Origin of the sequence: Rhizobium sp. Leaf306, assembly GCF_001423425.1 — a bacterium.
In the GTDB taxonomy this organism is placed as follows: domain Bacteria; phylum Pseudomonadota; class Alphaproteobacteria; order Rhizobiales; family Rhizobiaceae; genus Neorhizobium; species Neorhizobium soli.
In genome coordinates, this window is record NZ_LMNX01000001.1 from 1,532,735 (window position 1) to 1,549,184 (window position 16,450).

Annotated in this window: 11 protein-coding genes and 1 pseudogene; all 12 read right to left on the bottom strand. The window is 58.1% G+C overall.

The window, feature by feature from the left end:
- Window positions 1-47: 47 nt before the first annotated feature.
- Window positions 48-620, bottom strand: coding sequence for a dienelactone hydrolase family protein (locus tag ASG19_RS07280; RefSeq protein ID WP_062454544.1), 573 nt, complete (start codon window positions 618-620; stop codon window positions 48-50).
- Window positions 621-785: 165 nt separating this feature from the next.
- Window positions 786-1,175, bottom strand: a complete 390-nt coding sequence (locus ASG19_RS07285) for a response regulator (RefSeq protein ID WP_062454546.1) — start codon at window positions 1,173-1,175, stop codon at window positions 786-788.
- A gap of 827 nt (window positions 1,176-2,002) precedes the next feature.
- Window positions 2,003-3,298: an MFS transporter gene (locus tag ASG19_RS07295; protein ID WP_062454549.1), complete on the bottom strand. Its 1,296-nt coding sequence runs from the start codon at window positions 3,296-3,298 to the stop codon at window positions 2,003-2,005.
- A 92-nt stretch (window positions 3,299-3,390) separates the two neighbouring features.
- Complete coding sequence (locus tag ASG19_RS07300) at window positions 3,391-3,792, bottom strand: MarR family winged helix-turn-helix transcriptional regulator (protein ID WP_062454551.1); 402 nt, start codon at window positions 3,790-3,792, stop codon at window positions 3,391-3,393.
- A 334-nt stretch (window positions 3,793-4,126) separates the two neighbouring features.
- Window positions 4,127-4,936 (bottom strand): annotated as a pseudogene (locus ASG19_RS07305) (hypothetical protein); the annotation flags it as partial.
- 105 nt (window positions 4,937-5,041) lie between these two features.
- Window positions 5,042-5,926: a glycosyl hydrolase 53 family protein gene (locus ASG19_RS23825; RefSeq protein WP_162238126.1), complete on the bottom strand. Its 885-nt coding sequence runs from the start codon at window positions 5,924-5,926 to the stop codon at window positions 5,042-5,044.
- 50 nt (window positions 5,927-5,976) lie between these two features.
- On the bottom strand, window positions 5,977-6,351 hold the full coding sequence (locus tag ASG19_RS07315; RefSeq protein ID WP_062454553.1) for a VOC family protein: 375 nt from the start codon (window positions 6,349-6,351) through the stop codon (window positions 5,977-5,979).
- 177 nt (window positions 6,352-6,528) lie between these two features.
- Complete coding sequence (locus ASG19_RS07320; protein ID WP_244476094.1) at window positions 6,529-8,598, bottom strand: response regulator; 2,070 nt, start codon at window positions 8,596-8,598, stop codon at window positions 6,529-6,531.
- A gap of 110 nt (window positions 8,599-8,708) precedes the next feature.
- Window positions 8,709-10,445, bottom strand: a complete 1,737-nt coding sequence (locus tag ASG19_RS07325) for a GAF domain-containing sensor histidine kinase (RefSeq protein ID WP_062454555.1) — start codon at window positions 10,443-10,445, stop codon at window positions 8,709-8,711.
- A 516-nt stretch (window positions 10,446-10,961) separates the two neighbouring features.
- Window positions 10,962-12,287, bottom strand: a complete 1,326-nt coding sequence (locus ASG19_RS07330) for a diguanylate cyclase (RefSeq protein WP_156466425.1) — start codon at window positions 12,285-12,287, stop codon at window positions 10,962-10,964.
- Between the two features lie 301 nt (window positions 12,288-12,588).
- Window positions 12,589-14,466 carry a GGDEF and EAL domain-containing protein gene (locus ASG19_RS07335; protein ID WP_062454558.1) on the bottom strand — a complete coding sequence of 626 codons (1,878 nt, stop codon included), beginning with the start codon at window positions 14,464-14,466 and terminating at the stop codon, window positions 12,589-12,591.
- Entirely contained in the window at window positions 14,463-16,286 is a 1,824-nt protein-coding gene (locus ASG19_RS07340; RefSeq protein WP_062454560.1) for a CHASE4 domain-containing protein, read from the bottom strand. The genes ASG19_RS07335 and ASG19_RS07340 overlap by 4 nt, the downstream gene beginning before the upstream one ends.
- Window positions 16,287-16,450: the final 164 nt, after the last annotated feature.

Consider the following 16,450-nt stretch of genomic DNA (forward strand, 5'->3'; position numbering starts at 1 on the left):
GCCACCCGGCGTTCTGAGGCCACATTTTGTTCCGCGAATAGCGGATGTTAATCGGTGGCGACGGCCGCCAACCAGGAGCGTGCCAACGTAAGGTCCGCATTGTGACGTGCCCATCCATGACCGGCATCTATGACATGTAGCGAAACGACAGCCCCAGCGTTGACAAGCTGCTCATTGAGGACGGCACCGTCGTCGTGACGTCGGCGGTCGTCATGCGTTCCTGCCAAGATCAAAATCGGTTTTTCTGGCATTACCTGGAAACGGGAGTCCGGGGACAGCGGCTCGGGGCGCATGAGGATTGCCCCTGTAAACCTCTTGGGTATGACGGACAGTAATGCTTCAGCAAAAATCGCGCCGCTGGAATATCCCACTATAATGACGTCACCTGATGCCGGGAGATTGGCGTTTCCTTCCTGCGAAACCCAGCTTGCCGCCTGATCCACGACCTCAGCAGCTGGAATGCTGCGATCAGAGCGGCGTTTGAAGAAGGCGAACCCACCTGCCTGTGCAAAGGGTCCACGAGGAGCGATTATTCGAGCCTGAGGTGCAAGCTGCTGACAGAACTCTGCCAAATCGGTTTCGTCTCGGCCAGAGCCATGAAGTGCAAGAAGTGTCGGCATCGGTTAGTTTCTGCATGGTACGGCCGCGTCTCGGCGAGGTGTTGGTCGCGAGGTTCTTAGAATTGTCCACCGCGTTCGATACGGCGGATGGTGCCCATTGCTTACGGAGAGCCAAACAACTGGTACGCGTTTCCTCAAATATCAAGAGCACACGCGTCTTCGCGTTTAGACGAATGACCTGAAGCGATCAGGGGCTGCGGCTTTCATTCCATTGCGGCTGTCTACCGCAAACCGAATCACTGCCGTCAACTCTAGAGGCAGAAGTGGTTTGCTGATCACCCCAAGCGCTTTTGGAACGCCATCGCCCAGTACTTCAGGATTTGCCGTCATGAAAACAACGGTGACACCAGCAGTGGCAAGTTCTCGTCCTACATCAGGTCCTGTCGGACCATCGAGCAAGTTGCAGTCGACTAAGGCGACTTCGATGCTGCCAAACGGCGGAACCTCATCACGGCTTGCGGCAATGCCAACGACATCGAATCCGAGTTCAATTACTGCATCCTCTGCCATCATGGCCAGGATCGGTTCGTCTTCGACAATGAGTATGTTTGTCACGCTACATTTTACCCCGTTTTCTGCAGAAGCAAAAAAGAGTATGTATTGTTCCGAGGCTTATTCAGATTTCATCCTTGAACCGCGCAACGTCACAGCGGAAGCGCGGAACGGCGCTTGTCGCGACCACGGTTTCCCTTTGGAGCAGGCGACCGTCTCAAAATGAGTGTCGCCTGTTCGCTCCGTTATGCGGCGACAATCGCCACCGACCTGAACCGAGACAATCGTCTTTGGTTGACGAATAACGCGTGATCAAAGCCCCTTGTCAATATGCGCATCCATTACTGCGAACGGGTGGAAATCTCGTGCGGCGGGTTGGTTTCGTAGACGTCGCTCCCCTCGACGCATCACCGAAACTGGCGGCCCCACACCTGACCATGTCGGACTGTTTCAAGCGCTCGCAAGTCTTGAATTCTATACCAGCGATTCTCATATGAACGTAAGAGGAACAGGAGACGTGCTGTCATAATGACTAGCGTTCGAAAACCGCCATCGAAGACCTCCATCCAAGCCTTGTCCGCTATCGCGCGATATCGCCATCAGCGTCGCTCCGGCCGCGTCTGGCTGATCGGCGACCGGCGAGTTTCAAATGCGACCGTCGCATCGCTCGAACGGGGCGCGTTTTTGAGAGAGATCGCGGTCAACGGAAACCCGGTGCTTGTGATTACAGATCAGGGGAAGCAAGTGATCGCTGACGGAGGCAAGGCAGTCTAAGTCGCGATCGGCCTTCGCGCAGTCATTCTCTTCAAGATCGACCATGTCGCATGAAGCCGATTCTAATGACAAGAAGAAGCCCGCCCACTAGGCTTCCTTGTTCCGTCGGAATCAGATCAGGCGGCCTGCGGAGCCATCGTGGCAGCCTCGGGCTTCTTCAACAGCATGACGGCGACAGCCGCAAGCAGGCACATGACGCCTGCGATCTGAAGGGCCGGCATGTATGTGTCGTAATCGCTCTTGAACCAGCCTGCACCGAAAGCCGCAGTCGCCGCACCCAACTGGTGGCCGGCAAATACCCAGCCGAAGACGAGGCTAGCCTTTTCGCGTCCGAAGTTCTCCGCAGCGATTTTGACTGTCGGCGGGACCGTCGCCACCCAGTCGAGGCCGTAGAATATGGCGAAGACTGACAGCTCAATGGTGCTGAACCCGGAGAATGACAGGTAGATCAGCGACAGGCCGCGCAATCCGTAAAACCAGAAAAGCAGTATACGGTTATCGTATCGGTCTGATATCCAGCCGGCAAAGATCGTGCCGACGAAATCGAAGATGCCGATAACGGCGAGCGTGCCGGCGGCGGTGACGGCGGCCATGCCGAAATCGCCGCAGATGGAGATCCAGTGCGTCTGGATCAGCCCGTTGGTAGAGAGGCCGCAGATGAAAAATGTACCGAAAAGGACCCAGAAGACGGGACTTCCGGAGACGCCCTTCAGGGCGACGAGTGGAGATGCGAGCGTGGTAAGGAGCTTGTGATCCTGTGTTGGCGGCTTCGATATGGTTGTTTCGCCATAGGCAGGCAGGCCGACATCGGCGGGGTGGTCGCGCATCAGCAGCAGCACGAGTGTGAAGGCGATCGCCAACACTGCAACCGTCAGGGACAAGGCCGTGCGCCAGCCGTATGCTTCGGTAAGGGCTGCCAGAAGCGGTAGGAACACAAGCTGGCCCGTGGCATTACTTGCCGTCATCAGACCGATGACCAGGCCGCGTCGTTTCGAAAACCAGCGGGTAGCTACGGTGGCGCCGAGCACCAGAGCGGTCATTCCGGTGCCGACACCTATGACGACACCCCAGAGCAGCAGCAACTGCCAGACCTCGGTCATGAAAAAGGAGGCGACGATGCCGAACACGATCATACCGAGCGCAGTGGAGACGACCTGCCGGATGCCGAAATGGTTCATGAAGGCGGCGGCGAACGGTCCGAGTAGCCCAAACAGGACGAGGCGCACGGCCATCGCGGTGGAGATGTCGGCGATATCCCAGCCGAATTCCTGATGAAGCGGTTGCATCATCACGCCGGCCGAACCCATGGCGCCGGCGGTTGCCAGCATGGTGAGAAAAGTAGTCGCGGCGACTACCCATCCGTAATGGAGCTTTCTCGCGGCCATCCAGCCAGCAACGCCTGTCGATATCATTGGTGGTCCCTTCGTGTGCCGTTGTGGCGCCCAGATCATTGGGGGTATCTGCCCGCATTCGCAGGTGAAATTGCCTATCCTGGTCGAAAAAATCAAAGTTCGGCAAGGAGTTCGTGAAGTTGACGCGCCTTCTCGCGCCCGAGGCGGGCCTCTATGTTATCTTGGACGCCACCCCATAAAGGGGCGCCCTTATCCAGTATCTCGCGACCTTTCTCCGCGATCGTGAGCACTGCCTCGCGCTGGTCCTCACCGTGGCCGATAGCGATCAGCTCCAACCGACCCAAAACCTTGGCATTCCGACCGACGGTTGAGCGGTCGAGCTGAACCGCATGCGCCAGATCGGTAAGCGATACCGGCTCCATCCTACGTATGTTCCTGAGCAGGCTGAACTGGCCGATATTGACGCGAAGCGGAGCCAGGGCCTCGTCATAATAGGACGAGACCTTCCGGGTCGCCTTACGCAACAGGATGCAATGGCATGTATCGTTCGACATTGTTCACGGGTATATACCCGGACCTGAATTTAGGCAAGCAGCCATCGGCTGCCGATATTGCTTACCATTTCAATTCGCCGTTCTCTCGGGGCGCCGTAAATGTGATTCTTAGATCATCGACGACAACGCACAGCGGGAGATGTCGGGTATCTCGGACCTATACGGCGCTTGTCTTGTACGGCGCATGCGAAAGCACCATATCACGCCCTGCCGCCTCAGATACTTCGCACTTTCGCAGCGACCCCCGTTGCGCGATCGAGCTGTGTACGGGGCGAGAGGGCGCTCCTCGCAAGGGTAGAGCGCCCTCGGCACGATTATAGACCCAAGATCCCGTCTAGCGCGATGACTGTTCCGTCCTCTTTCGTCTTGCCGCTCGTCGAGCGGACCGCAGTTCCTCAATAGTCGGTTGCCACCATTCAGCTCCCTGGGCCACGGGCGTCTTCGAGGGCCACGCCTGCACTAGCTCTTCAAACGTAGGTTTCCGCCAGGTTCCCCAGACGTGACCATCGGTGGCGCCGGGGTAGAATTCGCCAACGACTTCCGGTTCGACGAGTTCCCCGGTGATCTCTTCGAAGACAACGAGTCCATACTGCACCGCGACGACACGGCCGAGTGGCGGTAGCTTGTCGATGTTTACCGGATAGCGTCGCCGCTTCCGCTCCGCGGTCCGCGCTTTCGACTTCGCTTCCTGTTCGGTACCCTTCCTCTCTTCGGCGCGGCGTCGCCTTTCTTCTGGTTCGTTCCGGCGCGCTGCTTCCTCAATTTCTGGCCATCGATCCTTGAGCTCTCGGTACGACCGAAAGGGAACGTGCCATAACTTGAGGTCGCTATCCCACCGCGAGTAGGGAATTTCGCGAAGCTTCTCGACGACAGTCCTGGAATAGGGAGTGCTGATCAGGAAGCCCGCTCTCCCGAGCTCAAGATAGACGCTCGCGATCGGATCGAACTCAAATGCGTCCCTGCCCTTCGCGTCGGCGAATGCATCGGCTTCCGCCTCCAGCTCCGCCAGCCACCGCGTGAAGCGACGAGAGGCAGTGGGGCCTGGGACGAACCACGCTTGGCGGGCGTCACTCCACCGTGCACGGGGGAAGCGTTTCCGGAACTGCTTCACGGTCATTCTATCGAACGGAAAGCTGACATCGGCACGAAGCTGGTGTCGGCTTCAGTGGTCGGTTCAACGTCGTCTGGTGTAGCTTTAGCGTTCATCGCCATGTTAACGCCCATCGGCCTGGTCAGGTTTCAGCCAGGACTATGCCGCCGCCCGAAAGCGTATGGCGGCAAGTTCCGCCGAGAGGTTCGGGTCGACAGACAGGTCAGAACGTATGAGACCGTGGCTCCAGCGGTCACCAGAGAACGGTCGATGCCAAGGAGGGCAATCGACGATGGGATACCAGCACACCCCGGCTATAACAGCACCATGGAACACCGCGATATCGACCTGCTCCAGCACGTGCCGGAGCCAGCCGCCCTTGTTGAGGCCCGGATATCGGCGGTGGTGTATCGGATGTCCATCGTGCCAACTTGTCTCCGACACCATGATCGGCTTTCGGTAACGTTTCCATGTCGCAAGCAAGACCTTCACGAGCGACGTTCGGGCCGTATGCGGGTAATAGTTCACACCGACGACGTCCACATCGACCGCAGAAACGATCGCGTCTGTTGCCTCGAACTGGCGCTCTCCCACCCCGGTAATGGGGTCGTTCGTCAGGAGCCCTACTTCAGGATGATGATCCCGAGCGACCTTTGCCATCAGTACTGCCATCTCGACAGCTTCGTGACGCGGCATCCCGGCGATCACTGGATAGAGCGAAGGCTCGTTGACAGGACAAAGCCACAGCTTTTCATTTCCATTAACCGCAAGTGCCGCCTCGGACGCGATACGAGCACAACGAACTGGATCCTGATTTCGATGGTAATGGGAGAGATCCCAGATCGCTTGAACGCCCGCGTCTCTTGCCGCAACGAGGCGAGCGAGCGCGTGGTGTCCGGGGACGATGCCGTCGCGGATCGTGAGAAGTCCGTGGTCGCGAACAATACGGAAATGGTCAGCTAACCGCGCATCAACCGTGTGCCCGGTGGTGACAAGAAGGTCGTGCCGGCCGCGATGAACAAGGCCGCATTCGAAGCCCGCCATTACGCGGCTGCGGAAAAAGCGAGCGGGGTGGAGGGGTAACGGCAGTTGGTTCATTCAGTCGGCTGAGACCGTACAGTCAGCTTGTTTCCGTCCGGATCACGAAGGTAAGCAACGAACGATCCGTTAGGTCGCTGGGAAGGAGGACTTTCGATCGCGGTACCCCCATGTTGGATTCCAGCCACATGCCAGGCCAGTACGTGATCGTGGCTCGCAGCCGAGATGCCGATAGTCCCGCCGTTTGCAACGGTCGCTGGCTCGCCGTCGATCGGCTTCGTGATCATCAACCGACCGCCCTCATGGAGGTAGATCAGTCTCCCTCTCTCATCCATCTCGCCAGGCTTTCCACCTAACGCTGCAAACGTGGCATCATAGAAGCGTCGGGACCTTTCGAGGTCGTTGGTGCCAATCATGACGTGAGTGAACATGCTTCATCTCCGGTTTGGAATGCTCGACTCATTCAACGGTCAACCTCACCATAAGCTTTGGTAGGGCGCAGAAATTACGCAGCATCAGCCAGCCGATCTGAAAATAATGAGCGTTCCGCTTCCATGGCCAAGTACGCCTTGACGACAAATCGCAACGCGGTGGCCCGATGCGTTCGGTCAGGTCTTCGCCGAAACATCAAGTCGCACTACGTTCGTGAGATCGGGCACCGACGACTTAGCAGTTGCCAGCGCATCCAGAAGATCGTCCAACTTGAACGGTTTTGTAAGGACAGGCCGGGATATCGTCCCGCCCGCTTCGAGCTTGTCGCTGTACCCCGTCATCAGGACCACCGGAAGATCAGGGTGACTGCGAGCCAGATGCTCGGCCAGTTCTATGCCGGAAACCTCCGGCATCATGATATCACTCACAACCGCCTGGATATCCGGCTCTCGCTTCAGGATCTCCAGCGCTTCAGCTCCATTCCGCGCTGTCAGGATCGAAAGAACCAGGCCCTCCAACGTCAGGCGCGCCGACTCGAGCGAGGGAGGCGTATCATCTACAAGAAGGATTTTGGCTGGAAGCTCACGCCGCCTATCTTCGCTGTGTTCCATTTTTCGCGGTGCGGTCGATTTCGGAAGGAGCAGCGTGAATGCGCTTCCGCGTCCAGGTAGGCTCGCCGCCCTGACCGTACCGCCGCTTGCCGTCGCAAATCCGTGAACTTGCGTCAGTCCAAGCCCCGGCCTTCCGGTTGCGTTCTTGGAAAAGAATGGTTCGAAGATCCGGTCTAGGTCTCCGGCGGCAATGCCCTCACCATTGTCGGAGACGATCAGCGCCACCATCGGTCCCTGAACCCGGCTGTCCTCCAACGCACCCTCGGCGATGTTGCGCCCCTCGACGGTGACCTCGCCTCCTCCGCTCATCGCTTCCCTTGCGTTCGTGAGCAGATTGATCAGCGCAATCTCAAGGCCGACCGGGTCGGCGTCGATCGCCCAGAGATCGTCCGGAAGCCGGACGTCGAGCGATATCGTGTCGTTGAGGGCCTGCTTGAGCAGGGGTGCAATCTCTGCGAGTTTTCGATCCAGCTCGATCTGTTCCGCACCCTGGTTGGAACGTCTCGCGAATGACAGCAGCCGCCTGGTGATACCCTTGCCTCGCGCGATGCCTTCCCTCATGTGGCCCAGCATGCGCGTCACACGTTCCTCGTCGTTCCGCCGTCTTTCGATACCTTCGACGCCGGACTGGAAGACCATCAGCAGGTTATTGAAGTCGTGGGCAGCCTGTCCGGTAAGCTTCCCCAGGGCGTCCATCCGCTGCCAGTTCGCAAGGCTTTCACGCTCGGCGCTCCGTGTCCGAACTTCATGATAGAGCAGAACGGCTGCCGTCGCACACAAAACGACGATCACGATGCTCGCGACAAGGAGGAGCAGCGTTGCCTGCCTCGCGGGTAGATCATAGTCGGCCGCTGGAACTCCCACACTGACTCGCCAGGGCGTCCCAACGAGCGACGCCTCTGATACGTGAAGACTTGTGCCATCGTGCAGTTCGACGCGGGAGATCCCGGCAGGGCTGACATATTCCAAGGCTGGCCTGGCCTCGAAACCGGGTGCTGCAGTGGCAGCGACTAGCCTATCCTGATTGTCTACAACCCACGAGGCCCAGTCGCTCGGAAGCCCGCTTCTCTGGAGGATCTGCGTGATCATTTCCGGACGGATGACTGCTGACAGCACAGCTCTGGCGCGCCCGCTCCGGATAATCGGAACACGGACGGCGAAAGCAGGTTTGCCGCCCGGCCCGATAACCACGTTCCCGATTATGCCCGATCCAGATTTTAGCACACGGTCGTGACTCTCCTTGTCGACAACCGTCCTTGGGGCGGAGGCTGCAAGAGGGGGGAACGACAGCACGATCTCTCCGTCCCCGTTCGAGACCCGCACCTGCTCCCATGCTGGGACCTGATCGTTGAGACGGCGTGCCGTCTCGTTGAAGCTTGTCCGCGACACCGGGAGGTCGAGCCGTGGCGATTCCGCTACCAGAGAGAGGAGCTGGATCTGCGTTGCGAGTTCTCGCTGGAGCGAGCTTGCCAGAAGCGAAGCACGGTCTAGGACGTTCGCGTCGATCTCGGCCTGACGCTCACGGATGATGAACCATCCCATCAATGTCGCAAGCACGAGCACGGGGATGATCGCCGCGCTCAGAAGCAGGAATGCAGGCCGCGCCTTGATCAAAATGAAGCCTCGGTTCGTCACAACTGAACGTAGATCCTTATTTCCGGCGGGCAAGACTGCCAACCACTTTTCCTCGTCTTCAGACAATCGAATTCTGCGACAGGGATGCGCCTCTCGGCATGGAGTGCTGTTCAGGCAGATGGCACGATCGCGTGAACGAACGGCATCCGGAACGTGAAGCACGTCTCGTCGGCGTCGGATCGCACATCGATGCGTCCGCCATGGGCCTGGGCGATCTGCGAAGCGATGTAGAGACCCAATCCGAGACCCTGAACGCCCGCCCTGCCGTCACCTCGTTTAAAGGGAAGGAACAGTTTGCCGATCTCGGACCTCTCGATGGGCTTGCCGCCGTTCGTCACCGAGATCTCGAGACAACCATCGGCTATTCGCCCATTGATCGCGACAGGCTTGTCGTCGGCACCGTGAGTGACGGCGTTGGACAGGAGGTTCGAGACCATCTGCGCCAGTCTGGGGTGGTCTACGGCGAGCGTCATGGGGGCATCGAATGCGGCCGATATCCGTCTCGTCGGGTTTGCGACGGAAACCTCGTCCACCACGTGCTGAAGTGTCGTGGAAAGGTCCTCCTCGGACAGCGACAGTGTGATTCCGCCGCCCATCCGCGCCCTGGCGAGGTCCATCACGTTGTCGACGAGACCGGACATCCTGGAAAGGCTGGATTTCATCAGCTTCAGGAGGACCGGGCTGCGCTCCGTCCATCCTTCTTTCATCAGACGCGACGTCCCCGCATCCACGGCCGCGATCGGATTTCGCAGGTCATGCCCAAGCACTGCGATAAACTGCTCCCGGAATTCGGCAAGCTCGCGTTCGCGCTGGAGCGCAACGCTCACGTTCAGTAGCCGTGTTTCGGCATCGAGATGATGTGCAATGAGTTCCGCAAAGAGCTTGAATGCGCCGAGAACCTCGGGGGTTTTCAACTTCGCCGGATTCGAATCGATCGCACACAGCGTACCCCAGAAGGCACCACTCTCGAGAATTATCGGCTGGGAGAGGTAGCTGCGCAAACCATAGGTGCGCGGCATGTGATGATCGCAGTATAGGGGATCTTCCGCAGCATCGTCGAAGACGATTGTCTGCCGACGCATGCGGACTTCATTGCACAGTGTGCTTTCGATCGGCAGTTCGTCGCTCGGTTTGAGACCGAAATCGACCCGGTCCAGAACTTCGCAGGCGATCCAGCGTGTCTCCGTCACGCGCGCGACCGCGGCAAAGCCCATTCCCGTGACGCGCAAGACGACATCAAGCATCGTTGGCACGGCTGCTATGGCACCCACACGCTTGACGTCGCGCGCGAAGTCGTCGTTCCGGGGTTCCACTGCGACGCCGCTCCGTAGTGTTGTTCCAGCAGTAAGGGACTCGATCAGGGCGGCATTCTCCAGTGCAGTGGCAGCGGCCTCTGCAAGCGCCTCGAGCACCTCCACCTCCCAGTCCGCAGGCGTATAGGGCTGCGACCAATATGCGCCGATCGCGCCGACAGGAGCATTCGACCGGACAGGTGCCATTGCCATCGCCCGGACAAAGGTTCCAGCGTAAAGCTCGTAAGGAATCCGGTCATCGGCTCTGATATCCGGAATCACCGCGGTTGCCTTGTTGCGCATCGACCATCCGCTGACGCAGGCAGCTGCCGGAAATTTCTGGCCCTTCCAGAGAGGTCCGATGGCGTCCTCTTCGACATAGTGGCAAAGATCCCCATCCTTGAGGATGATGGCGATCCCTTCGCAACCGATGACATTCCGCACGGTCTCTCTCAGCGTGGAGACTGCTTCCTCGGTGCTGCGGGCACGAGCAATCCTCGCAAGAGCCTTGGAGAGGGACGCAATAGGCGTTGAGATTCTGGTCGCCTGATCCACGGACCACCGCCTTTCTCGGCACTAGCCGTTCAGTGGCGGTAATATCTCAAGAAAAAAGTTGCGTTTCAAGTGGAACTTCCGGTCGAGCCGTCTACCCGGACTACTTCGTTAATGACAGACTCCAAGGCGCTCCCACGGTGATCCAGAATTCGGCAAAATGTAAACGAGTAACGAGAATAATGTCAGGGCGTCATATCGGCTACGGCGTCCCTCGAAGGTGGACTAAACACTTCGCCTCGTCAGTAACGCCTGCGGACCAGGATTGGAGAAGCCGTGACGACCACTGATCGTAATAGTCGGAGCGACTAGCAAGCAGGCCGTAGCGTCGCTTCACTGCTTGAAAGTAGCTGCATTCTCCGTTGCCCTGACGCGCAACAGCGTGTCTCCCGCACACTCGCTATCTGAACTGGGCGTTGAGATATTGAACGTTAAACGTCGAGTCATTGCATCCGCCTCATTTGAAGCGACGCGACCGCGGCAATTAGCGGGCCTCCTGCGCGGCAAATCGCGTTTCTATCAAGAGGTTTCCACGGCCCATGTGTCCTTGCCTCCGGACTTGCATGCGTAAAGGACGGCGTCCGCCTGCGATGTCAGTCTGGCCAGGTCGATTTTGGCATCCGACCAGGCGCCGCCTATGGTTGCCCGCACATCTGCCTGCGTGTCTCCCAAAGTCATCGCCTGGCGCATCGCGAGGATGATCCGTTCAGCGATGCCCTCGACGGCATGCCGATCGCCTGCGATGACCAGGATGAATTCGTCTCCGCCCGTTCGAGCGGCCAGATCGGTGAAGCGGATGCAAGCACCGAGCCTTCGAGCAGTCTCCTGCAGGACGTAGTCGCCCGCCGGATGCCCCAGACAGTCGTTGACCAGCTTGAAGCCATCCAGGTCGATCGCGAGAACGCCGATACCGGATGCAGTGACCATCTGCTCATATCGACTGGCCAATCCTCTCCTGTTGAGCAGCCCTGTGAGAGCGTCGCTCTGCGAATTTCGTTCGGATGCTTCGAGACGCTCGTGCTCCTGCGTGAAGTCGATGGCGACGCCCACGATCCTGCGCGGTCTCCCATCGGGATCCCTGAGTAATCGACGATCGCAGCGCATCCACTTCTCACCGGACACGGTCTCGAGACGATACTCGGCGACGGACTGGTCGACCGTTCCGGAAAGGAGCGGTGTAAGGTCCACGGCGACGGAGTCGTCCGGATTTACCCTTTCGAGATAACGCTTCAGATCTAACTTCGCAGCTTCGGGGCCGCCGATGAATTCAGCCAGGCGATCGGACGTCTCGAACGTATTCGTGGACACGTCCATATGCCAGAAGCCGCCCCGGAGCGCCTCCATCGCGAGCTGGAGCTGAGCCGCCTTCTCTGCAAGCTGCCGCTCGTGTTCCTTGTGGGCCGTGATGTCCTCGATCTGCGACAGGAATCGGACGACCTTGCCAGAGTTGTCGCGCATCGCCGCAACGTGGATCACGACGTCGACGATATGGCCATCTGGACGGACATAGCGCTTTTCGATCGTGTATCCGTCTCGATTTCCTGCTAACACATCCCTGAAGAGAACGAGATCCGCATCCAGATCGTCCGGGTGTGTGAAATCTGCGAAAGGGGTTCCGCGGAGAGCTGGCAAAGGAATTCCGACGAGTTCTGAAAAAGCGTCGTTGCCACGCACGATACGCCCCTCGACGTCGACGACCGCTATCCCGATGGGGGCATGGTCGAAGGCGAAATCGAACAGGGCGAGGCGGACCTCGGCGCTGTCGTCAACAGGAACATCTTCGGGTTGCATGCGGCCTCCTCTTCCTCCTCCGACTTGACATAGGTGATCCATGTCCGAGGACAAGCTAAAGGTTCAGTCTGTCTGCACGGGAGGAGAAGCACCCGTTCTCCGAGAGCATCTACGGGCTACAGAGCGGAGGGAAGAATACGTTACCACCGCATCAGTCATCGAGACCTTTAGGCTCAGCTCTGCCGATCATGTAGCCTATCCGACAGCCACGCTGGCAGCCATCGTCAACGGGCTACATGGGGAGCCGCGTATTGAACGGGTGTCAAGCCTCGAGGGCTGGACTTTTGACCGCTTCGGTCCGATAGCAGACTCAGCGTAATTACGCTGAGCAAACGGCTATCTCGTTCCCACGTGGCTACGCAGCACGCTCTGCTTCCCGCTGTCTGTCGAGTAGCTTCAGGACCTCTTCGGCGCTGCAAGGCTTGTGAAACAGAAAGCCTTGCATCTGGTCGCAGCCGGCTGCCTGGAGAAGGTCGTGTTGGAACTGTTCTTCAACGCCCTCCGCGGTGACGGTCAGGCCCATGGCCTCACCCATACCGACGATCGAGCGGATCATTCGGTCGGCATTCGGCTTGATGCGAAGACCGCTGACGAACGACCTGTCGATCTTCAGTTTGCTGAATTGAAGCCGGTTGAGATAACCGATCCCGGCATAGCCGCTTCCGAAGTCATCGAGCGCAAGCCTGAAGCCAGCCCGGACAAGCTTTTCGACCTGGTTGGCGAACTGAACCATGTTATCCGAAAGCGCTGTCTCGGTGATTTCGAACTCGATAAGATCGGAGGGTACTCCCGCTGCCCCGGCCATTTCGATGACGTGATCGGCGAAGTCTGGACGAGAGAATTGCATTGTCGATATATTGATAGAGGTAACGAGGCCCGGCCAACACTGCATATCCGCAAACGCACGGCGCAGCACCCAGTCGCCGAGTTCGCCCATGAGGTTGTTTTCCTCGGCTATAGGTACGAACAGAGCTGGTGAGATCGAGCCTTGTTGGGAGTGGGTCCAGCGAAGAAGAGCTTCGACTCCTGTGACACGGCGGCCGTCCGCACTCATCAGCGGCTGATAATGCAAGTCTAGCGTATCAGCGGCGATAGCGGATCTCAAATCCCTTGCCAGCGATTGACTGTGGAGAATCTCCGCGTCCAACAACTCATCGTAGGCTCGACCAACACCTCTGCCAGCTGACTTCGCCGAGTACAAGGCCACATCGGCTCGCCGCATGGCTTCAGACAAGGGCATCCCGGACGCGCAACTGCAATACCCGACCGAGAAGTTTACGGGCAGCCTCACGCCTGCTTCGATGAAGTGATTTTCGCCTACACGAAGGAGGCGTTCCAACATAGGTTCCGGACCGGTTTCAGCTGCAAATACGACCATGAACTCGTCGCCACCCACCCGCGCCACGAAACCGTCCGTTCCGGTAGCTCCGACGAGGCGGTTTGCGAACTCGCGAATATACTGGTCTCCGACGATGTGACCGTGGCCATCGTTCACCTGCTTGAATCTGTCGAGATCGGCATAAGCGACGTAGATCAACCTCCCGCTCTCTTTCGCATCTTTCAATGCAGCCGAATACTCCTCCTCCAGTCCCTTCCTGTTTAGCAACCCGGTCAAAGGGTCATGTCGAGCTGCTTGATGAGCGTATGCCTGACTTTCTCTAAGGGCATGATTGGTCTGTTCAAGTTGAACAAGCCGCTCAGCTAATTCATTTGCGGTTTGCTGATCGGTGGACCAGCGGTGGACGAGCGTCGTCGCCATCTGACGAACCTCGTCTGCATTGAAAGGCTTAACAAGGTAAAAGAGGCGATCCTGCGCTCCGACGATACCCGCTATCTCGGAGGGTCTATGGTCCGAATAACCCGTGACTACCACGATATTTATTGCAGGATCCAAGGCCCGAAGCTGCTTAGCGGTCTCGATGCCGTCGATACCCGGGGGCATTCGAACGTCGAGGAAGACAGCCGAGAACGGCCGCCCCTGCCGCTTTGCTGCCTCGAAGACGCTGACGGCCTCGTTGCCTTGTCGACAATATGTGATGTCGTTGATGACAGCGGCTGAGTTGACGGTTGATGGCTCATCGCCGAACAGGTCTGCCGCCAATGCATCGAGTTCGCCAAGCACGGGCGGGGTCGTTGGAGCGACGAGATCGGATAGAATTCTACGATATGAGTCGATGACACTGGCTTCGTCGTCGCAGACGAGAATCCGTTTCCCGTATGAATCTATCATCATGCTGCCGCCTTACTCTCCGTCGCTGCAGGAAGCGTGACCGTAACGCATGCTCCTCTTCCTGCCCCCTCGCTTTCGACTACGACCCTACCACCCATCGCATTCATAACGTTAGCGCACCAATGAAGCCCAAGCCCGCGCTTGCCTTCACTCTTCGTGCTGAAGCCCTTCTCGAAGATATGCTGTAAACTTCCCCGGTCGATACCGACCCCATCGTCCCGTATCATCATCGCAACCTCTCGGGCGCCCTGGCCCCTTGTGCGGATCTCGGAAGTGACTAAGATTTTCCCTGACTTTGACCCAGAAGCTTCTATCGCCTCCGCTGCATTGACGAGGATGTTGGCAAGGACCTGATCAAAAGGCACTTTGTGCCCGAGAACCAGATTGCCGTCGAGGTGACTGAGACCGAGGTCTACAGCCGCACGGCGTTCGACCAGTTGCACTGCGTCGCGCATCGATTTGTCGAGATCGATCGATTCGACGGCGCGTTCGAGTTGGGCAGACCGTTCGCTGTCTTTGAGGATATCATCGATATGCCGAAGCATGTCGACCATCGACCTCACACTATTCCGGCGTTCTGCCTCGTCCTCGATCAGGCGCGTCGCCGACATCGTAACGAACTGGTTCAGCTTTGCTGCTCGGTCCTGCGCTATCTCGGGGTCCTTGAGTTGCTCAAGCGCCTTCGTTAGGTTTTGGCTAACGGCCGACTGCCCCTCTTTCGAAAGCTCCCAGGCAAGGACGGAAACCGGGCTCATGGCGTTACGTACATTGTGAAGCAGACCGGCAGCCTGGTCGGCAGCACCATGGTCGTAGTCCTGTCTACGCAGCTTGTCTCTCAGCTCCGCCAGTTGTTGTGCCATGTCGTTGAACGCCTGGATGGCCTCGCTCAGTTCGTCGTTTCTTCCGTCGTCCGGCAAGGCTTCAAGCTTACCGGTCGAGGCGACATTACTAAGATGAGCTCTAAGCATTTCGATGCGGCTTACGGCTATTTTCCGAAGGACATATCCGAGCGCGAACAAAAGCAGTGCTGCGCCTCCGAGCAAAAACAGCAGGGTCGTCAGGATCGTTCGCTCCCCAACTGCAGTGATATCCCGGCCGGTCCGCGAAATCACAGCGGTAAGAGGTTTCCCCTCGACACTCGTCAACTGATCTACCCGATAGAGGAATTCCTGACCGGAAACGCCCAAGTCCTCTGAGGCCTTTTCTGGAGCCTTGAATTCGAAGTCGACCTTCGTCGCCGATCTCAGAGCATCGGCGTCGAGAATACGTCCTAGAACCAGTGTGCCGGCACGCTCCCCGCTTCGATCGGACATTAGGATAGGTGCATACCCAACCACGACGAGCCCTTGGTCGGTACTCAACAACGCTGACCGGACTTCGACATCTTCTGTTGCCTCGAGAAAAGGGTGGGACCGGAGGAGCTGATTACTGGCAAATAGTCTGAGTGGCGACGGTTCTTCTTCGCCATACCGATACCCGCTATCGAGGACGATATGCCCTTCGTTATCGACAGCCACGAAATAATTTACACCGAGGGTCTTCAGCGATTCTGCAGTGACGTTTTTGTCTACGTAGTCCGTCGCTTCGTTTCTCATGAAAGCGTACGTATCGTCCCAGATAGCGTAGTCGCCGGCGCTGTTGGCTACTTGCTCTTTGTGAAGCTCAATCGCTTCCAGAACGCGACCTTGATTCCGATCGGCTGCTTGCTCCTCGAGAGATGCAAAGCTGGGCATGACTGCCATCCTCAGGGCTGCGAAATTCAGCACGGCCGAGACAGCAACAACACCCAGAAGCGCCAAATTGATTTTTGTGATCAGACGCACGAACTACCCCCTGTTGTTGGTAGTTTAGCTTTTCGATGATTAAGCAAGTGCTTGGTAGCATGGTAAAAATTTCAAAGCGGCCGCGTTTAGCCGACGTCGAGCCCCGTTTCTTCAGTCGCTCCACTGGGGACTCCGGAGGCGCAAGTATTTCGGTTATTACTAAA